Annotated in this window: 16 protein-coding genes; 8 read left to right on the top strand and 8 right to left on the bottom strand. The window is 69.1% G+C overall.

Annotation, left to right across the window (positions count from 1 at the left end; all coding sequences use genetic code 11):
• Positions 1–27: 27 nt before the first annotated feature.
• The 5 genes from NOW55_RS05065 to NOW55_RS05045 form a co-directional block, all read right to left on the bottom strand.
• Positions 28–1,161: an MFS transporter gene (locus tag NOW55_RS05065; protein WP_256398993.1), complete on the bottom strand. Its 1,134-nt coding sequence runs from the start codon at positions 1,159–1,161 to the stop codon at positions 28–30.
• Positions 1,161–2,912, bottom strand: coding sequence for a hydantoinase B/oxoprolinase family protein (locus NOW55_RS05060; RefSeq protein WP_256398992.1), 1,752 nt, complete (start codon positions 2,910–2,912; stop codon positions 1,161–1,163). Before NOW55_RS05060 ends, NOW55_RS05065 begins: the two co-directional genes overlap by 1 nt.
• Positions 2,909–4,945 carry a hydantoinase/oxoprolinase family protein gene (locus NOW55_RS05055; protein WP_256398991.1) on the bottom strand — a complete coding sequence of 679 codons (2,037 nt, stop codon included), beginning with the start codon at positions 4,943–4,945 and terminating at the stop codon, positions 2,909–2,911. The genes NOW55_RS05060 and NOW55_RS05055 overlap by 4 nt, the downstream gene beginning before the upstream one ends.
• Before the next feature lie 90 nt (positions 4,946–5,035).
• The gene (locus NOW55_RS05050; protein WP_256398990.1) at positions 5,036–6,391 is read right to left on the bottom strand and encodes an ABC transporter substrate-binding protein; all 1,356 of its coding nucleotides are present in this window, start codon (positions 6,389–6,391) and stop codon (positions 5,036–5,038) included.
• A 147-nt stretch (positions 6,392–6,538) separates the two neighbouring features.
• The gene (locus tag NOW55_RS05045) at positions 6,539–7,096 is read right to left on the bottom strand and encodes a ribbon-helix-helix protein, CopG family (protein WP_256398989.1); all 558 of its coding nucleotides are present in this window, start codon (positions 7,094–7,096) and stop codon (positions 6,539–6,541) included.
• A 126-nt stretch (positions 7,097–7,222) separates the two neighbouring features.
• On the opposite strand from NOW55_RS05045, the gene NOW55_RS05040 reads away from it, so the two are divergent.
• Positions 7,223–8,398 carry a thiolase C-terminal domain-containing protein gene (locus NOW55_RS05040; protein ID WP_256398988.1) on the top strand — a complete coding sequence of 392 codons (1,176 nt, stop codon included), beginning with the start codon at positions 7,223–7,225 and terminating at the stop codon, positions 8,396–8,398.
• Positions 8,395–9,846, top strand: coding sequence for a zinc ribbon domain-containing protein (locus tag NOW55_RS05035; protein WP_256398987.1), 1,452 nt, complete (start codon positions 8,395–8,397; stop codon positions 9,844–9,846). The genes NOW55_RS05040 and NOW55_RS05035 overlap by 4 nt, the downstream gene beginning before the upstream one ends.
• 18 nt (positions 9,847–9,864) lie before the next feature.
• Here the strand turns inward: NOW55_RS05035 and NOW55_RS05030 are convergent, their stop codons facing one another.
• Positions 9,865–10,287 carry a DUF6069 family protein gene (locus NOW55_RS05030; RefSeq protein WP_256398986.1) on the bottom strand — a complete coding sequence of 141 codons (423 nt, stop codon included), beginning with the start codon at positions 10,285–10,287 and terminating at the stop codon, positions 9,865–9,867.
• A 94-nt stretch (positions 10,288–10,381) separates the two neighbouring features.
• Here NOW55_RS05030 and NOW55_RS05025 point away from each other — a divergent pair, with 94 nt between their 5' ends.
• From NOW55_RS05025 to NOW55_RS05015, 3 genes are all read left to right on the top strand, one after another.
• On the top strand, positions 10,382–11,269 hold the full coding sequence (locus NOW55_RS05025; protein ID WP_256398985.1) for a 3-hydroxyacyl-CoA dehydrogenase family protein: 888 nt from the start codon (positions 10,382–10,384) through the stop codon (positions 11,267–11,269).
• Positions 11,266–12,123, top strand: coding sequence for an enoyl-CoA hydratase/isomerase family protein (locus NOW55_RS05020; protein WP_256398984.1), 858 nt, complete (start codon positions 11,266–11,268; stop codon positions 12,121–12,123). Before NOW55_RS05025 ends, NOW55_RS05020 begins: the two co-directional genes overlap by 4 nt.
• Positions 12,124–12,362: 239 nt before the next feature.
• Positions 12,363–14,060: a DUF7289 family protein gene (locus NOW55_RS05015; protein ID WP_438266570.1), complete on the top strand. Its 1,698-nt coding sequence runs from the start codon at positions 12,363–12,365 to the stop codon at positions 14,058–14,060.
• Between the two features lie 47 nt (positions 14,061–14,107).
• Here NOW55_RS05015 and NOW55_RS05010 read toward each other — a convergent pair whose 3' ends face one another.
• Both NOW55_RS05010 and cysS read right to left on the bottom strand, forming a co-directional pair.
• Positions 14,108–14,761, bottom strand: coding sequence for a DUF6517 family protein (locus NOW55_RS05010; protein WP_256398982.1), 654 nt, complete (start codon positions 14,759–14,761; stop codon positions 14,108–14,110).
• A gap of 54 nt (positions 14,762–14,815) precedes the next feature.
• Positions 14,816–16,303 (bottom strand): cysteine--tRNA ligase, encoded by a 1,488-nt coding sequence (gene cysS, locus NOW55_RS05005; RefSeq protein WP_256398981.1) that lies wholly within the window; start codon positions 16,301–16,303, stop codon positions 14,816–14,818.
• A 131-nt stretch (positions 16,304–16,434) separates the two neighbouring features.
• Between cysS and grxC the strand changes: the two genes are divergently transcribed.
• Genes grxC through NOW55_RS04990 form a run of 3 tightly spaced genes read left to right on the top strand, consistent with a single transcriptional unit; the run spans position 16,435 to position 19,659 of the window.
• Complete coding sequence (gene grxC, locus NOW55_RS05000; protein WP_256398980.1) at positions 16,435–17,796, top strand: glutaredoxin 3; 1,362 nt, start codon at positions 16,435–16,437, stop codon at positions 17,794–17,796.
• Positions 17,797–17,851: 55 nt separating this feature from the next.
• Positions 17,852–19,333 (top strand): ATP-binding protein, encoded by a 1,482-nt coding sequence (locus tag NOW55_RS04995; RefSeq protein WP_256398979.1) that lies wholly within the window; start codon positions 17,852–17,854, stop codon positions 19,331–19,333.
• Positions 19,334–19,371: 38 nt separating this feature from the next.
• Positions 19,372–19,659 (top strand): DUF7545 family protein, encoded by a 288-nt coding sequence (locus NOW55_RS04990; RefSeq protein WP_256398978.1) that lies wholly within the window; start codon positions 19,372–19,374, stop codon positions 19,657–19,659.
• Positions 19,660–19,685: the final 26 nt, after the last annotated feature.

Here is a 19,685-nt window from a genome sequence, read left to right as displayed (position 1 = left end):
TCGACCCGCCGGACCGTCCGTGGCGTCTCATGTCTTCCTCCGTATCGTGTAGTAGGTCGCGACCGCCGCGACGGCGTTCAGCGCGCCGAGGACGAGGAACGCACCGCCGTAACTCCCCGTCGTCTCCCGGATGGTGCCGGTCACCGGTGGGAGCACCAGTGCGGCGACGTTGCCAGCCGCGACGATGGTCGCGATGGCGGTCCCCTCCGCGTCGGTCGCGCCCGCGGCGAGGTTGTACACCGCTCCGAACGGGACCGAGACGGCGAGCATGACGACGAACGGGAGGACGACCAGCGCGGCCGAACTCCCTGTCGCCGCCATCGCGCCGAAGCCCAGTGCTGCGGCGGCGGTGCTCCCGGCGATGAGCCGCCGGTCCGAGAGCGCGATCCGCCACGAGGTCTCCCCGCCGACGATGCGCCCCGCCGTCGCCGACGCGAGCACGACGACGTTCAGGCGGGCGACCACGCCGAGGTCCGCGAAGTACGCCGTCACGAACGTCGAGAGCGTGATGTACGAGCCGATGATGGCCACGTAGCACACCGACGCGAGGACGACGACCGGGTGCAACACGACACCGCCCCGGGCCGTCGTCGTCTCCGTGGGTGCCGTCCGTCGGTCCGACAGGTGGAGCCCCGCGACCGCGATGGCCGGCACCGACAGCAGTGTGCCCGGGGCGTGCAGCGCGAGCCAGCCGTACTCCCGCACCAACGTCGGCGCGAGCAGGAAGCCGAGCATCCCGCCCATCGTGAGCAGGCCGCCGTAGACCCCCTGCTGGCGGGTCGCGTTCGCACCCTCCGAGAGCCGCGAGATGTGCGTCGCACCGACCGTGAGCAAGAGCCCACCCGTCAGGCCCCAGAGCCCGCGCAGCGCGAGCACGACGGGGAACGACGCCGAGAGGTCCACCGACAGCCCCAGCGCGAGGTGGGCGAGGCCGCCCGCGAACAGCACCCGGGTCGTCGTGTGCCGGCCTACCCAGCGCGAGGCCGGGCGCTGCACGACGACGAACGCCAGCAGCGGCGCGCTCATCAGCAGTCCGAACGACGAGAGGCCGATGTCCAGCCGCGCCGTCAGCAGGTCCGGCAGCGCGGCGTAGGCGAAGACGACGTAGCCGACGCTCGTGACCAGCACGTGCGGCACGTACCGGAGCGGGTCGCGCGTCATCAGACATCGTCACCCTCCGCGTCGACGGTCGAGCCGTGCGCATCGTCGCCCGCGTCGGCCGATTCGCCGACGCTCGGGTCCACGCCGTACGCCTCCCGGGCGGCGGCCGCGGACACCTTCCCGTGGCGCACGTCGCGCCGGACGGCGTCGGGGTCGCGGTCGGCGGGGTCGCCGTAGCCGCCAGCACCGGGCGTCCGGATGCTGACCGTCGAGCCCGGTGGCAGCTCGTGTGTCGACTTCTGCGGGAGCCGGCGCGTCTCGCCCTCCGCGGTCGTGAGTTCGGCCGCACCGGACTCTCCGGGTTCGCCGCCTTCAAGCCCGTACGGCTGATGCGTGTGGCGGTCCGCGAGCAGGCTGAAGTGCGCCTCATGGTCGCGGACCTGGATGTCACGGCGGAGGCCCAGCCCGCCCCGGAACTCGCCGGGGCCGCCGGAGTCCTGCCGGAGCTCGTACCGACGCACCCGCAGCGGATACGCCGTCTCCAGCACCTCGACGGGGGTGTTCATCGTGTTCGACATGTGGACGTGGACGCCGTCCATGCCGTCCTTGCCGACGCGGCCGCCGAAACCGCCGCCCTGCGTCTCGTAGAAGGCGTAGGGCGTCTCGGTCCGGGGGTCGGTGCCGCCGAAGGTGACGTTGTTCATCGTCCCCTGTCCGGCCGCCGTCACGCGTTCGGGTGCCTGCTGGGCGAACGCACCGAGCACCACGTCGGTCACGCGCTGTGAGGTTTCGAGGTTGCCGCCGACGACCGCCGCCGGCGGGTTCGGATTGACGATGGTGCCCTCCGGCGCTTCCACCTCGATGGGCCGGTAGCAGCCGTGGTTCGGCGGGATGTCCGGGTCGGTCACGCAGCGCACCGAGTAGTACGTCGCCGACGCGGTGACCGCGAGCACGGCGTTGACCGGGCCCTCGGTCTGGTCGGCGGTGCCGTCGAAGTCGACGGTGACGCTGTCGCCGTCCACGGTGACGGCAGCCTGGATACGGAGGTCCTCGTTGCCGAGGCCGTCGTCGTCGAGCACGTCCGAGAACTCGTAGGTGCCGTCCTCCAGTTCCTCGATCTCTGCGCGCATCCGGGCCTCGGAGTACTCCTGAATCTCGCCGAGTGCCTCGTTCAGCGTCTCGCGACCGTACTTCTCGACCAGTTCGAGGAACCGCCGCCTGCCGGTCTGGTTGGCGGCCTCCTGTGCCCGGAGGTCGCCCCGGCGCTCGTCCGGCGTCCGGACGTTCGAGAGCACCATGTCGAACACCGACTCGTTCGGCTCGCCGCCCTCGAACAGCTTCACCGGCGGGATGCGCAACCCCTCCTGGTAGATCTCGGTGGAGTCCGCGGCGACGCTCCCGGCGCGCGCCCCGCCCACGTCGGCGTGGTGCGCGCGGTTCGCCGCGAACGCGACGAGTTCCGAATCGCCGTCGTCGTCCTCGTGGAACACCGGCGTCACGAGGGTGAGGTCCGGCAGGTGTGCACCGCCGTAGAACGGGTCGTTCAGCAGGATTCCGTCGCCGGGTTCGAGCGTCTCCGGCGGGAAGCGGTCGATGGCCGCCGCGACCGAGAACGGCATCGCGCCGAGGTGGACCGGCATGTTCTCCGCCTGGCTTATCATCTCGCCGTCGGCGTCGAACAGCGCACAGGAGCAGTCACGACGTTCCTTGATGTTCGGCGAGTAGCCCGTCCGGATGAGGTTCGCGTTCATCTCCTCGCAGACGGCGATGCAGGCGTTCCTGATGACTTCGAGTGTGACAGAGTCGGTCATGCGTTCACCTCCACGAGCAGCGTGCCGTACTCGTCCACGCTGGCGGCCTGGTCGGGGTGGACGACGACCGTGCTCTCCGTGCCCTCGACGATGGCCGGCCCGTCGAAGCTCGTCCCGGTCGGCAGCAACCGCCGGTCGTAGATGCGCGTCTCGTGGAGCCGGCCGTCGTACACCACGTCGCGCGTCTCACGGACCGCGTCCTCGACGGTGCCTTCGATGGGGTCGGGGTGCAGGTCCGGCGTCTCGACGACGCCCCGCGCCCGGAGGCGCACGGTGACGAGTTCGACCGGCTCGTCCTCGTAGGCGTGCCCGTAGCGCTGGCGGTGCCGGTCGTGGAACCGCTCGACGACGGTGTCGAGCGTCCCCTCGTCCACCTCGCCGCCTGGAACGGGCACCGTGAGCTCGAACGACTGGCCTGCGTACCGGAGATCGACCGAGCGCTCGAACTGCACGCTGTCGGCGGTGCCGCGCTCCGTGTCGAGGCGGTCGCTCCCGCGCTCGCGGAACGTCGCGAAGCTCCCGGCGAGGGTGTGGGGCTCGACCTCGGTCCACGGGCGGACCTTCGAGGTCGAGTAGTCGTACAGCACGTCACTGATGAGCAGCCCGAGCGCGGAGAGCACGCCCGCGGTGCGCGGGATGACGACGCGGGGCACCTCGAGCTCGCGCGCCAGCCGACAGGCGTGAAGCGGGCCCGCGCCGCCGAAGGCGACGAGGCCGAAGTCCCGCGGGTCGTAGCCGCGCTCGACGGAGACGACCCGGAGCGCCCGGGCCATGTTCGCGTTCGCCACGTCCAGGATGCCCTGTGCGGCCTCGGCGACGCCCATGTCGAGCTCGTCGGCGACGTGCTCGCGGACCGCGCGACGGACCGCGTCGTCGGGCGACGGCCCGTCGAGGAACCGCGAGGGGTCGATGCGGCCGAGCAGCGCGTGCGCGTCCGTGATGGTCGGCCGCTCGCCGCCCCGGCCGTAGCAGACCGGGCCGGGCTCCGCGCCGGCCGACCTGGGCCCGACGCGCAGCGCGCCGCCCGCGTCGGTCCACGCGATGGAGCCGCCGCCGGCCCCGACGGTGTGGATGTCGATCATCGGCACCGAGACGGGGTAGTCGCCGACCGTCACGTCGGTCGTGACGAGCGGTTCCCCACCCTCGACGAGCGACACGTCACAGGACGTCCCGCCCATGTCCATCGTGATGCAGTCCTCGATGCCCGCGAGCCCGGCGACGTAGGTCGCACCCTGCACGCCCGCAGCGGGCCCCGAGAGCAGCGTGTTCACCGGGCGGTCGCGGGCCGCGTCGGCGGTGATGATGCCGCCGTTGGACTGCATTATCTTCACGTCGGTCCCGACGCCCTCCTCGGCGACCCGGCGTTCGAGCCGGCCGATGTAGCGGTCCATCACCGGCTTGAGCGCGCCGTTCAGCGCGGTCGTGAGCGTCCGCTCGTACTCCCGGATCTCGGGGAGCACCTGCGAGGAGAGCGAGAACGAGGCGTCGACGCCCTGGGCCTCGAGCAGCTCTCGGACCCGCTGTTCGTGCGTGTCGTTCTCGAACGAGTAGAGGAGGCTGACCGCGACGCTGTCGACGTCGTCGAGGTCGTCCGCGAGCGCCTCCACCGAAGACTCGTCGAGGGTGTCGAGCACCTCGCCGCGCTCGTCGAGGCGCTCCGTGACCTCGTAGCGGCGGTCGCGCTCGACCACCGGTGTCGGCTTCTCGGCGTCGAAGTCGTAGATGTCCGGTCGGGCCTGGCGTCCGATTTCGAGCACGTCGCGGAACCCCTCGGTCGTCACGAGCGCGGTGTCGGCCCACTGGCCTTCGAGCACCGCGTTCGTCGCCACGGTGGTTCCGTGCCCGAAGAACCCGATGTCCCCGGGGTCGATGCCGTACCTCTCGGCGACGCCCTCCAGCCCGTCCATGACGCCCTGTTCGGAGTCCGAGGGCGTCGATGGCGTCTTGTGGACGCGGACGGCCCCGTCCGCGATGGTCACGAGGTCCGTGAACGTGCCGCCGATGTCGACGCCGACGCGGGCGTCCTCGTTCACGCGAGCCTCACCTCTCTCCGTCTCCGGCGGTTTCGTCGTACTGTTGCAGCGTGCATGTGTATCGAAAATGGGGGATGACAGACTGCCGTCTCAGACCAGCTCGTCGGCCGGGATGACCTCCTGGTCCTCGAACGAACCGTCGACGACCTCGACGACGACCATGTCGCTGGCCACGTCGCCGTTGTCGTCGTAGTTCACGTTGCCGCTCGGCCCGCTGTAGTCGACCTGCCCGCCGTCGTCGAGCGCCGAGACGGCGTCGCCGAACTCGGTGTAGCTGTACGTGTCGCCCGGCGGGTTCGACACCGTCCGCATCTCCTCCTTGACGGCAGAGGAGTCGGTCGTGCCGGCCGCGTGGACGGCGAGACAGTACGACACGAGCGCGTCGTATGAGTTCCACGAGTACGGCGAGAACACGTCGGCGTCGGGGTAGGCGCTCTCGTAGTCGCTGACGAACGACTCCGTGGCGTCACCCGTCGGCGGGCGCGTCCGGACGCCGTACATCCCGTCGATGACGTCGGCACCGACGTTGCTGATGACGTCCTCGGAGAGCATGCTGGTGTGCAACACCCAGTTGCCACCGTAGCCACCCTCGTTCCACTGGCTGAGCATCGTCGTCCCGGACTCGGGGTAGCCCGCGAACGCGATGAACTCGGGGTCATCGCTGAACGCCTCCGAGAGGATCTGCTCGTAGCTCGTCTGCCCCGACGTGTAGCCGACCGTCGCCGTCGTCGTGCCCTCGAACGAGGACTCGAACGTGTCGGCGAGCGCCTGGCCGAAGTCGTTGTTGACGTAGATGACGGCCGCGCTGTCGGCACCCTGGTTCTGGATGATGCGGGCCATCACCTTCGCGACGAACCGGTCGTTCGTCCGGGTACGGAAGACGTAGTCGTCGTCGTCCAGCGTCGAGATGCTCGGCGAGGACGACGCCGACGTGATGTGCAGCACCTCGTTCGGGATGGTCACCGACTGCGCGATGCTGATGGTGACCCCCGAGGAGACCGCTCCGATGAGCCCGGAGACGCCGTCGGTCTCGACGAGCTTGTTCGCCGCGTTGACGCCCTGTGTGGAGTCCGTCCCGGTGTCCTCGTCGAGTATCTCCACCTCCCGTCCGAGCGGGCCACCGGCCGCGTTGATGTCCTCGACCGCCATCTGCATGGCGTTGAGCATCGGCTCACCGAAGTCGCTGAGGTCGCCCGAGAACGGGATGGCGGTCCCGACCTGTATCGGTTCGGACGAGCCACCACCACCGCCGCCGCCGTCGTCATCGTCCGTGTCGTCGCCGCCGCCACCGCCACCACCGTCGGTCTCACCGTCACCGTCGTCGGTCTCACCTTGCAGTTCACCCTGGTTCAGACACCCGGCGAGGCCCGCCGCACCGACCGCCCCACCGAGGCGCAGGAACCGCCGCCGCCGCAGCCTGTCCGCGAACGTGTCATCCTGTGCCATGACGAAAGGTACCAGTCGGTGAACCGGCTTATAGTCTGTTGTTACCGAGTAACACACCTCTGTCGGCGCTTACGCGTTCGTATGAAGACGTATGAAGACTTCATACTCGCCGAACGACAGGAACTGATGGCCAGCAGTCCAGGGGGCTCAGGACTCCTCGGCGGGATGTTCGGTCATCATGACCTTCGTGTACCCCTCCTCGATCTCGATGTCGAACGGGAGCCGCACCGCACTGCGCTCGATGAACCGGGTCATGAACCAGCGGATCTCCTCGGACGGGAAGACGACGTGGTAGCGACTCTCGTCGCTCCGGCGGACCGAGAGGAAGCCACAGAGCGAGAGCCACTCCAGCATCTCGTCGAGGCTCTCGAACTCGTCCTCGTACTCCCGAGCGTGGTACGCCGACACCTCGTCGGCCGCCTCGAGGAACTCCTCGGCCCGGTTCCCCTCCTCGTCGGAGACGAAGTCGAGGAAGCAGTGCAGGAAGTCGACGTCGAGGAGGACGTGCTCGCCACCGGAGAGCATCTTGTGGTAGTCCTCCAGCTTCTCGCTCGCGTCCGTCGTCGCTGCCTGGAAGTTCGCCGCGTAGAACGTCAGCGCCCGTCGGACGAGCTCGCTCTGGCCCTGCCCGGTGCGCTTGGTGACGTCTTCGAGCGCCTCCTGGGCATCCTCGTCGAGCGAGACGGTGATCCGCGAGTTGCTCATGGTCGGTAGAGACGGGGGATTGGCTTGTATCTCACGGCGATTCTGGGGGGATACCGGTCGCGTCGCCGCCTCGCCGTTGCTGCCGAAGCGCGAAGCTACTTGGCGCGTGGCGTTCGACGGTCCAGTATGCGAGATGCGTACGTCGTCGGGGCGGGACAGTCAGACTTCGGCTCCTTCCCCGACGAGAGCTACCGGTCGCTGTTCGGGACGGCCTACGACGCGGCCGTCGACAGTGTCGCGGGAGGCATCGACCCGGATGACTTCGACGAGGCCGTCGTCGGCACACTCGGCGTCGGGGGCCGCCAGCTCGGGCTCTCCGGCCCGGCGGTCACCGAGCACGTCGGACTCCACGGCGTGCCGACGACCCGCGTCGAGAACGCCTGTGCCGCCTCCGGTTACGCGGTCCGGCAGGCCGTGCAGGCGGTCAAGTCGGGAATGGCCGACGTGGTCCTCGCGGGCGGCGTCGAGGTGATGACCGACGCCTCCGGCGACGCGACGAAGTACTGGCTCGGCGTCAGCGGCGAGACGGAGTGGGAGCGTCTCTCCGGCACGACGTTCGCCGGGGTCTACGCCCAGATGGCCAGCGCGCACATGGCAGCGCACGGCACCACGCGCGAGCAACTGTCCCACGTCGCCGTGAAGAACCACGCCCACGGCGCGAACAACCCGCACGCCCACCTCGGGTTCACCTGCTCGCTGGAGGACGCGATGAACGCGCCGGTCGTCGCCGACCCGCTGAACCTCTACCACTGCTGTCCGACCACCGACGGCGCGGCGGCGGCCATCGTCGTCAGCGAGGACGTGGTCGACCAGTACGCCGACGAGGCCCTGCGCGTTGCGGGCGTCGGCGCGGCCTCGGACCGCGTCGGGCTGTTCCAGCGCGACTCCTACGTGAACGTGCCCGCCTCCGCTGAGGCCGCCGCGACGGCCTACGAGATGGCCGGCTTCGGCCCCGAGGACCTGGACTTCGCGGAGGTCCACGACTGCTTCGCCATCGCGGAGCTGATGGCCTACGAGGACCTCGGCCTCTGCGAACCGGGCGAGTCCGGGGCGTTCGTCGCCGACGGCCGGAGCGACTTCGGCGGCGAGGTCGTCGTCAACACCTCCGGCGGCCTCAAGTCGAAGGGCCACCCCATCGGCGCGACCGGCGCGGGCCAGGTCGTCGAGGCGTTCAAGCAGCTCACCGGACAGGCCGGCGAGCGACAGGTCGAGGGCGCGACGCGCGGGCTGACCCACAACGTCGGTGGGAGCGGCGGCGCGGCCGTCGTCCACGCCTTCGAACGTGATGAGGTCGGAGCATGACCGGGAACCGCATCCGCGCCGTCGGGGCGTACGCGCCGCGGTTCCGCATCACCGCCGAGGCGTTCGAGGAGGCCTGGGGCCAGTTCCAGGCGTCGGGCATCGAGGAGAAGGCGGTCCCCGGGGCGGACGAGGACGCGCTCACCATGGCCGTCGCGGCCGCGAAGCGCGCACTCGCCGCCGACGGGAGCGACGGTGCGGCGGTCGACTACCTCGCGTTCGCCTCCACGACGCCGCCGCTCGCCGAGGGGGACCTGACGAGCAGACTCGGCGCGGCGCTGGGCGTGCCGGAGACGGCGACCCGCCGCCTCCAGAGTGGGAGCACCAGGGCCGGCACCTCGGCACTCGTCGACGCCGTCGCAGCCGACCTCGACGGAGGTCGCGCGCTGGTCGTCGCCGCGGACTGTCCGAAGGGACACCTCGACGACTCCGTGGACCACGCCGCCGGCGCGGGTGCGGCCGCGTTCGTGCTCGGCGACGGCAGTGACGACGGCGGTGCGACGGTCACGGACCATGCCGAGTACGCGACGCCGTACCCCGGAACCCGGTTCCGGGAGGCCGGCAGCGAGCGTACCGAGGGGCTCGACGTGACGACCTACGAGCGCACGGCGTTCAGCGAGGTCGTCACGGGCGCGGTCGATGCGCTCGATACCGACCCCGAGCCGGACGCGGTCGCCATCCAGGCCCCCGACGGGAAGCGCCCGTACCGCGTCGCGGGTGCGCTCGGCGTCGACAACTCGGCCATCTACGACGTCGCGACCGTGCAGGAGCTCGGCGACACCGCCGCCGCCAGCGCGCCGCTCTCGCTCGCCCGGGCGCTCGCGGACGGTGTCGAGACCACGCTGGTCGTCGGCGTCGGCTCCGGCGCGGGGGCGGATGCGCTCGTGGTCGAGACCGGGAGCGATGGTGACGGCGGCGACGACGTCGCGGCCGACCTCGCACTCGACGGCGGTGCGACGCTCTCCTACGCCGAGTACCTGCGCCAGCGCGGCGAGGTCACCTCCGGACCGCCGGACGGCGGCGGTGCGTACGTCTCGGTCCCGTCGTGGAAGCGCTCCATCCCGCAGCGCTACCGGCTCGAAGCCGGCCGATGCGAGGCCTGCGGCGCGCTGAACTTCCCGCCGGAGGGTGCCTGCGAGTCCTGCAACGAGCGGGCCGGCGTGGAGCCGGTCGAGCTCCCGGGCACCGGCTCCGTCGAGGCGGTCACGACAATCTCGCAGGGTGGCGCACCGCCGGAGTTCGCCGAGCAGCAGTCCAAGTCCGGCGACTTCGCCGTCGCGGTGGTCGCCTTCGAGGGCCCCGACGGTGGGAGCGTCAGCGTCCCGGTGCAGGTGACCGACGCGGAGCCCGCGTCGGTGGGTGTCGGCGACGCCGTCGCAGCCGAGTTCCGCCGCATCTACACGCAGGAGGGCGTCACGCGCTACGGCTCGAAGGTCAAACCGGCGGAGTGACCGCCGCGACCCGGTTTCTCAGTCCCCGGACGGGATGAACGCGATGCAGGCGACCGCGGCCGTGAGGTGCATGAACGCGAGCGCACCGACGCCCGCCGCCGTCGCCGTCTCGTCGACCAGCAGGATGCCGATGTCGGGGACGAACGAGAGGACGAGCACGCCCCACGCCAGTCCGGTGAACGTCTGCGTCGGCGACTCGACCCGCGTCGACAGCAGCCAGTAGACGACGGCTGCCCCGAGGACGCCGACGGTCGTGAGGATGGCGACCGGCGGGTAGTCGAGTGCCATCAGATCCGGCGCGAGGGCGGCCGAGATAGCCAGGTTCAGGATGGCGAGGTTGCCGAGGAGTGCGGCGACGAGGGCGACCGCGGTCCGGGCTGGGAGCCCGTAGCTCGCGACCGGCTCCCGGAGTCGCTCGATGGTCGTCGTGCGTTGACTCATACCCGTGTCGACGGCAGGGGTGAACTTCAAGCTAGGACCGCAGAGGCCGCCGGAACGGACAACGCTTACTTGCCGGGCAATCACGGTCTCAGGTATGAAGGTCACTGTACTCGGTGCGGGGACCATGGGTAACGGAATCGCACAGGTCACGGCGATGGCAGGCCACGACGTGACGATGCGCGACATCGAACAGGAGTTCGTCGACGACGGCCTCGCGACCATCGAGTCGAACCTCCAGGGCGGCGTCGACCGCGACAAGGTCACGCAGGCCGAGATGGACGCCACGCTGGAACACATCGACACCGCGGTCGAGCTCGAACCGGCGCTCGAAGGTGCCGACCTCGTCGTCGAGGCCGTGCCCGAGCAGATGGAGCTGAAGAGGGACACGTTCGCCGACGTGGAGGCCGTCGTCGACGACGACACCGTCATCGCAACGAACACATCATCGCTCTCCATCACGGAGATCGCGAGCGCGCTGGAGCACGACGGGCGCGCCGTCGGCCTGCACTTCTTCAACCCGGTCCACCTGATGCAGCTGGTCGAGGTGGTCGTCCCCGAGCAGTCGAGCGAGACGACCGTCGAGTTCGCCGAGGAATTCGTAGAGGGTATCGACCGGACGCCCGTGACGGTCCGGGACTCTGCGGGCTTTGCGTCCTCCCGGCTCGGGGTCACGCTCGGCGTCGAGGCCATCCGGATGCTGGAGGAGGGCGTCGCCTCGCCGCGGGACATCGACGCCGCGATGGAGCTCGGCTACAACCACCCGATGGGTCCGATCGAGCTCGGCGACGTGGTCGGGCTCGACGTGCGCCTCGACATCCTGGAGTACCTGCGCGAGGAGCTCGGCGAGCGGTTCAGGCCGCCCCAGCTGCTCAAGCAGAAGGTCCGCGCGGGCAAGCTCGGCAGGAAGACCGGCGAGGGGTTCTACGTGTGGGAGGACGGCGAGATCGTCGGCACGTCGGGCGACTGGGGTGACGACGAATGAGCGATGGCGACGACGGTTCGGACGGCCCGGTGGCCGAGTCCGTCGACGCCGAGGCTGCGGCGGCGGACTGCGAGCTCGTCAGCGTGGCCGTCGGCGAGGAAGCCGGGGGCGTGGCGACGGTCACCCTCGACCGTCCGGACGCCCGGAACGCGCTGAACGCCCAGCTCCGGCGGGAGCTGAAGGAGGTGCTCGACGCGGTCGAGGCCGACGACGACGTTCGCGTCGTGGTCCTCACGGGCTCCGACGAGTCCAGTGCGTTCGTCGCCGGTGCCGACGTGACGGAGCTGCGCGAGCGCGACGCGCTCGAACAGCGCGAGGCGTCGAAGCGTCCCCGCGTCTACGAGTACGTCGACGACCTGGAGAAACCGGTCATCGCCCGTATCAACGGCCACTGTCTCGGCGGCGGCTCCGAACTGGCCCTCGGCTGTGACGTGCGCATCGCGCAGTACGGCGGCAAGTTCGGCCAGCCCGAGATCAACCTCGGCATCATGCCCGGCGGCGGCGCGACCCAGCGGCTCCCCCGTCTCGTCGGCGAGGGGCAGGCGATGCGGCTCGTCCTCTCGGGCGAGCTCATCGACGCCGAGGAGGCGGACGACATCGGCCTCGTCGACGAGGTGTGCGAGGCCGAGGAGCTCGACGACCGGGTATACGACCTCGCGGGGAAGATGGCGTCGAAGTCGCCGGTCGCGCTCGAACACGCCAAGAAGGCGGTGAAGGCGGCCTCGCGGATGGAGCTCGAGGCGGGCATCGAGTACGAGGCCGAACTGTTCGCACTGCTGTTCGCGGGCGAGGACAAGAACGAGGGCATCGACGCCTTCTTCGAGGACCGCGAGCCTGAGTGGTCAGGGCGGTAACCGCCGTCCAGCGGTTTTCCATTCAACGGTTTGACGAATACCGACACAATAGGGTTGTGGCCGCTGTTGTCGTTGGAGGCGGTACCGATTGAGAGTGGCCGATATCTACTCTCGAACGTTCCCGTTGTTTCTTTACTGAGTTCGCCCGTTATTTCTTCCCAGACCGTTTTGTTACCATCTACATTATTGATGTTTATATTACATTCTTTATTTACGTGTGCCCTGCGTTTCAGTTACCGATGAGACGAGCCCCTTGGGAAGGGGGAGCGTCGAAACACAGGGAAGTAACGGGCGAATCGGGCGGCCGAACGAGCGGTGCGGACGACCGTGGACAGTCGTCGGTGCTGGCAGTGGCATTGCTCATCGGGTTCGTGGTCCTGGGCATGCTGTCGGTCGCACTCGTGGGGAGCGTCACGCTCGACCGGGCGCAGGACAACGCCCAGAACCAGCGCATCGAGATGGTGTTCGTCGAGTTCAGTCAGTCGGTGACGTCCGTCGCCTTCGGGCAGGGAACGACCGAACGGGTCGACTTCGACATCCGCGCGAACGACGCGGCGGTGCGGCACGACGAGACGGGGCGCATCCGCGTCTACACGGACGACACGCTGATTGCCAACCGCACCTTCGGGTCCGTCGAGTACACCCGCGAGGGCAGCACGGTCGCGTACCAGGCGGGCGGCGTGTGGCGCGGGACCGGCCAGGACGCCACCATGGTCTCACCGCCCCCGTTCGAATACGCCGACGGGTCGCTGAACGCCTGGATACCGCTGGTGACCGGTGAACGGACGCTCACCGCCAGCGGCATCGACCTCCGGCGGAACGGCACGGGCCAGGCGCTGGACCGGCAGTCCGTCGTCCAGGGCCAGCTCGTCACCGTCGAGATACAGAGCAAGTACTACGGCGGCTGGGCGGACTACCTCCGTCAGCAGACGAACGACGTCAGCATCACCGTCGACCACGAGAACGAGACGGTCGTCATGCGCCTCGGAGAGCCCGCCATCGACAGCACCTTCTCGGAGGGCGTCTACGCGACCGGCGGCGACGTCCAGTTCGACGGCGGCTCCGCCGTGATCGACGGCGACGTCTCCGCTGGCGGTAACGTCTCCGACCACAGCCGGGTCACCGGCAACGTCACCGAGGGTGCGACGAACGACCTCCGCATCCTCGACGACGTCATCGAGAAGAAGGTCCGTGACGCGGAGAACGACACGACGATGCCGGTGATGCACCCCGAAGTCTACGGAGCGAGCCTCAGTGGGGGTGAAACATATTACGACGACGACGGGTTCGTCCTCGAGAACGGCGACGACCTCACGGTGGACCTGAGCGCCGGGAACGTCACGATGATCGTGGACGGGAACATCTCCCTCGAAGGTGGGAACATCGAAATCGAGAACGGCGGCGACAACCGCGCCTTCCGCATCTACTCGACCGGTAACTTCGGGATGGGCAACAGCCAGGTCGGCGTCGTCGACGAGTCCCAGTACTTCCAGCTGTACGGCACGTCGGAGATGCAGGTCGCCATCACCGGCGGGAGCCAGGCGGAGCTGTACGGGACCATCTTCGCACCCCGCGAGGAGCCCGTGCTCGGGGACAACGAATCGAACGCCGCGGCGGAACCCTTCGGGACCGGGAGCAAATGCGACGGGTGGGACACCTGCATCGTCGCTGGGAGCAGCGAGGTATCGGGTGCCATCATCGCCGGGCCGACCATCGTCGGCCAGAGCACTGAGGTCGTCTACGACCAGGACCTGGTGGACATCCAACCGTCGCTCCAGCTCGAACACGGGCTCTACCCGCCGCCGATCACGTATCTGCACCTCTCCGTCTACGAGATCAGCGTCTCACAGGCGGGCTCGAACAGCTCCGTTGCTGGGCCACCTGTCGGTCCGTCCTCGGTAGAACTGGCCGCAGAACCGCGGGCGAGGGCCGCCTGAGCGTTCGGACCACGTTCCTCTCGAACTGCTACGCGCTCGCTGTCGATCTACTCGCTCGAGACCGGGTGGTCGAGGTTCTCGATCATCGCGTGGATGTTCCCCTGCTCGTCGAGCTGGGCCGGGAAGACGCCCAGTGAGACCACGTGGTCGCCCGCGTTCTCGACGGAGCCGCTCACGACGAAGTTGGTGTCGACCTGCTGGCCCCGGATGGTCGCCGATCCGTCGAACGTCGACACCAGCGCACTCCCACCCAGCGCACCGAGTGTCGTCTGCCCGATGCGGTCGCCCACGCTCATACCCTCGTACTGCTGCTGGAATCGACTGATGATGTCGCGGGGGCTGGCGTCGGCGAGCGGGTTGAACGACTCGCCGAGGATCTCGACCTGGGGCGTCGAGACGGCTGCGAACACGCCCGCGCGCTGGCCGCTGAGCGGTCCCGCGTCGATGGTCTTGTAGTACTCCGACACCCAGTTGACGACCGTCACGGTCTGCTCCCGGTCGGCGACGGAGAACGTCCGTTCGGCCTCGAGCTTGCGTGGCTCCTGCGGGACGTAGTTCCCCTCGTTGGCGACAGCCTCGGCCGTCGCGGCCTGTTGTGCCTCGAAGGTCGTCGCGTCGGAGAGCAGTCCGAGACAGCCAGCGGTCGCAGCCAGCGATGCACCGGCTGTCGTCGCGAGGAACGTTCGTCGATTGGTTCTCATGAGCGGTTCCAATCGGTACGGGGGCTTAAATGGAGTGGCAACGCACCGAGGGGGTCAGAGGCGGAACGTCGCGCCGTCGTCCGTATCCTCCACCGTGACGCCGATGGCCTCCAGCTCGTCGCGGAGCTCGTCGGCGCGCTCGTAGTTGCCCGCCTCGCGCTCGGCCGCGCGGACCGAGAGGACCAGCTCGACCAGCTCGCCCGCGACCTCGGCGCTCCCGTCGGTCTCCCCGCGGAATTGGAAGCCGAGCACGTCGCCGCCCAGCTCGTCGAACGTCTCGACGGCCTCGCGGAGACCGCGGTAGTCGTACTCGTCGTGGTCGTCGACGTGGCGGTTCACCGCGCCGACGAGTTCGAGCAGCGCCGTCGTCGCCTCGCGGGTGTTGAAGTCGTCGTTCATCCCCTCGGTGAACTCCCGGCGGGCGCGGTCGACGGTGTTGCGCAGGTCGCGGTCGTCGGCGGTCGTCCGCGCGTCGACGGAGTCGCAGGCCTTGACGGCGGTCCGGTAGCCGCGTTCGAGGCGCTCCCAGCGCTCGCGGGCCTCGGCCAGCGTCTCGTCGCTGTAGACCGCCTCGTTGTGGTACGCCGTCGAGAGCAGGAACATCCGGACGACGTTCGCGCCCTCCGATTCGAGCGCGTCGCCGACGGTCGTGAAGTTGCCCAGGCTGGAGGACATCTTCTCGGCCTTCGTCTCCAGCAGGCGGACGTGGAGCCAGTACTTCGCGAACTGCTGGCCCGTTGCCGCCTCGGACTGGGCGATCTCGTTCTCGTGGTGCGGGAAGACGAGGTCCTGTCCGCCGACGTGGATGTCGATGGAGCTGTCGAGGTGGGTCATCGCCATCGCGGAGCACTCGATGTGCCAGCCGGGTCGCCCCTCGCCCCACGGCGAGTCCCACGTCTGACCGCTCGGTGTCTCCCCGTCGTCGCCCGGGTGGTCGGCCTTGCGGTGCTCGTGGACGGCGTCCGGGGCGACGCCGTCGGCCTTCCAGAGCGCGAAGTCCGCCGGGTGCCGCTTCTCGCCGAGCTCGTCGGGGTCGCCCTGCTCCTCGATGTCCTCGACGCGCTGGTTCGAGAGCTTGCCGTACTCCTCGAATCTGGTCACGTCGAAGTACACCGAGCCGTCGGCCTCGTAGGCGTAGCCCTTCTCGACGAGGGTCTCGACGAGGTCGACGATCTTCGGGACGTGCTCCGAGACCCGGGGGTAGACCTCCGCACGCTTCAGGTTCAGCCCGCGCATGTCGGCGAGCACGTCGGCGATGTAGTGCTCGGCGACCGCCGCCTCGTCCGCGCCGAGTTCGGGGTCCCCCGCCCGGGCCACTATCTTCTCGTTCACGTCGGTGAAGTTCTCGACGTGCCGGACGTCGTAGCCGAGATGTGCCAGCCAGCGGTGCATCACGTCGACGTGGACCCAGCCGCGTGCGTGGCCGAGGTGAGCCGGGTCCGACACCGTCAGACCGCAGTAGTAGAGGAGGACGTCGTCGGGGTCGTTCGGCTCGAACGGCTCCTTCTCGCCCGTCAACGTGTTCGTCACGTGCAGGGTCATTACCCGGTGGTTCCCGGTGGGAGCGGTTAAAACGATTGGTGCCCCGCCGTGGTTCGTCATCACATGCCGGGTGTGCAGCAAGGGCGTCGGACAACGCAAATATAAAACACCTACGAGGGCTATATCTGGCCATGACAGACGAGCCGCACGTAGAGATATACACGAAGGTGAACTGCCCGTACTGCGACAAGGCGAAGGAGCTCTTCGACGAGAAGGGCGTCGAGTACGCGGAGTACAACGTGACCGGCGACGATGAGCTGTTCGACGAGATGGTCGAGCGTGCGGACGGCCGCAAGACCGCACCCGAGGTGTTCATCGACGGCCAGCTCGTCGGTGGCTGGGACGACACGTCGGCGCTCGACGAGACCGGCGAGCTGGACGAGCTGCTGGGACTGGCCGAGGCGACCGACGGCGGCGAGGACGTCGCCGAAGGCGGTCCGGACCCACGCGACGACGTCCTCGAGCACCGCAAACTGCTCATCGCGGGCACTGGCATCGCGGGCCTCACGGCGGCCATCTACGCGGCGCGGTCGAACAACGAGCCCCTCGTCGTCGAGGGCGACGAGCCCGGCGGCCAGCTCACTCTGACGACGGACGTCGAGAACTACCCCGGCTTCCCCGAGGGCATCTCCGGGCCCGACCTCATCAACAACATGAAAGAGCAGGCCAAGAAGTTCGGTGCCGACACCCGGAACGGCATCATCGCGGACGTCGACGCCTCCTCGCGACCCTTCCGCGTGGAGCTCACCGACGGCGACGTCTACACCGCCGACGCGGTCATCGCGGCCTCCGGTGCGTCCGCGCGGACCCTCGGCGTCCCCGGCGAGGACGAGCTGATGGGCTACGGGCTCTCCACCTGTGCGACCTGCGACGGCGCGTTCTTCCGCGACGAGGACATGCTCGTGGTCGGCGGCGGCGACGCCGCGATGGAGGAGGCGAACTTCCTCACCAAGTTCGCCGACACCGTCTACATCGCCCACCGACGCGACGAGTTCCGCGCCGAGGACGTCTGGATCGACCGCATCATGGACAAGGTCGAGCAGGGCGACATCGAGATCCTCTGGAACACCGAGCTCACCGAGATCCACGGCTCACAGGCGGACGGTGTGGACCACGTGACGCTCGTCGAGAACCCCGAGGGACACCCGACGGCCAGGCCCGACGACCCGGACACGACGGAGTACGCGAAGGACGTCGGGGCGGTGTTCTACGCTATCGGCCACACGCCGAACACGGAGTACCTCGACGGGACTGGCGTCGAGATGGACGAGGAGGGCTACCTCAAGACGGTCGGCGGCTTCGGCGGCGGCCAGACCCAGACCGCCGTCGATGGCGTCTTCGGGGCCGGCGACGTCGTCGACTACCACTACCAGCAGGCCGTCACCGCGGCCGGCATGGGCTGTAAGGCGGCACTGGACGCGGACGACTACCTCGAGGAGCACGCGAGGACGGTCGATGCGACCGCCGAGACGGCCGCCGAGGCCGACGACTGAACCCTGAATGCTACGCTAGCGGTTTTATGTTTCTTCGGCCAGTCTACACGTTCGAATGGACGCCAGTGGGGAAGGGGTCCGGTCGTCTACCAGGGTGGGCGTGGCGGTGTTCGACGAGAGCGGACGGCACGTCTTCGCGAACGGCGAGTACGCGGGCCTCTACGGCTACGACGACCCGATCGAGCTGCTCGACGAGACCTGGCGGGAGTGTCTACCGTCGAGCCACCACGACTGCGTCGCCGACGGGCTGAGTGCGGTCGAACGCAGCGGCCGCTGGTTCGGGACCGTCCGCGAGTTCAGCGACAGCGACGGTGAGAAGCGGGAGTGGCAGCTGACGTTCGTTCGGTCGACGACCGGGGAGACGGTCGTCGTCGTCCATGCGGGTGACAGACGGCTCTCCCACGAGGACCGCCTCGCGGCGCTGAACGAGGCGACACGGGACCTGTTCGCGACCGAGCGGACGAGCGTCATCGCGAAGACCGCGATCGACGTGTCCAAGTGCGTCCTCGACCAGCCGTTCGCCACCCTCTGGCTGGCCGAAGCGGACAGCGACGACCTCGTTCCCGTCGCCGGCAGCGACGCGGCCCGTGTACTCGCCGGCTACGAGGACCTCGAACTCAGGGCCGTGCAGCCGGGCACCCTCGAGATGAAGACGTTCGAGTCCGGTGAGCGGTCGCTCGTCCAGGACTACTCCTCACGGCCGGACCGGGCGTTCCCAGACCTTCCGCTCTCGTCGGTGCTCCTCGTCCCGGTCGGGGACTACGGCCTGCTCGGCACGGCGGTCCCACACGCCGGCGGGGTCGGCGAGGAGACCGTCGAACTCCTCTCCCTGCTCGCACGGAACGTCGGTGTGGCACTCGACCGGGCGAGCAAGCACCGCGAGCTGGAGCGCCGGAACGAGCGGCTCGACCAGTTCACGAGCGTCGTGAGCCACGACCTCCGGGGGCCGCTCTCGATCATCTCCGGCAACGTCGAGCTCGCACGGGACACCGGCAACACGAGCTATCTCGACGACATCGACCGGGCGGTCGAGCGGATGGATCGACTCATCGGCGAGATGCTGACACTGGCCCGGGAGGGACAGGCGGTCGGCGAGCCCGAACAGGTGTCCCTGGTCCAGACGGCGACGCGGGCGTGGCGGTCGCTGCCGACGGGTGACGCGACGCTGGTCGTCGACGAGGACGCGACGGTGAACGCCGACCCGGAGCGGCTCCAGACGGTGTTCGAGAACCTGTTCCGGAACGCGGTCGACCACGGTCACGAGGACATCACCGTGACCGTCGAATCGACGGCGGACGGCTTCGCCGTCTCGGACGACGGCCCCGGTATCCCCGCGGACGAGCGGGCGTCGGTGTTCGACCGTGGCTTCACGACGAGGGAGGACGGCACGGGCTTCGGCCTCGCCATCGTCGAGACGGTCGCTGCGGGGCACGGGTGGAACGTCTCAGTGACGGAGAGCGATGCGGGGGGCGCGCGGTTCGTCTTCGACGGAGTCGACGTACGTCACGGCCCGCGTCGACCCGTCTCGGAGTTCTGAACCCACAGAGGTTTATGCCTGCCAACGAATCCCGAACTATGTCAGACGACGTCGAGACAATCACGTTCGCCATCGAATCCGACGACGACGCAGACGAGGTCGAGCTCCCCGCGGACCTCATCGACATGCTCGCCGAGCAGGGTCAGTCCCCCGCCGAGGTCGTCGCCGACATCACGCTGCTATCGTTCGCCTCCCGCGCACACCACCTCGCGCACCACGGCGAGGGCGACAGCCCGGAGATCGACGCGGTCGAGGGGAAGGCGATGGACCTGTTCGAGGAGCGCTTCGGCGTCACCTTCGGCGAGGCGACCGGCCACCAGCACTGAGGCGGCCACACTGCGACCGGGTGCCC

Origin of the sequence: Haloarchaeobius litoreus (assembly GCF_024495425.1) — an archaeon.
GTDB lineage: Archaea > Halobacteriota > Halobacteria > Halobacteriales > Natrialbaceae > Haloarchaeobius > Haloarchaeobius litoreus.
This window is presented reverse-complemented; position numbering and strand designations above follow the sequence as displayed.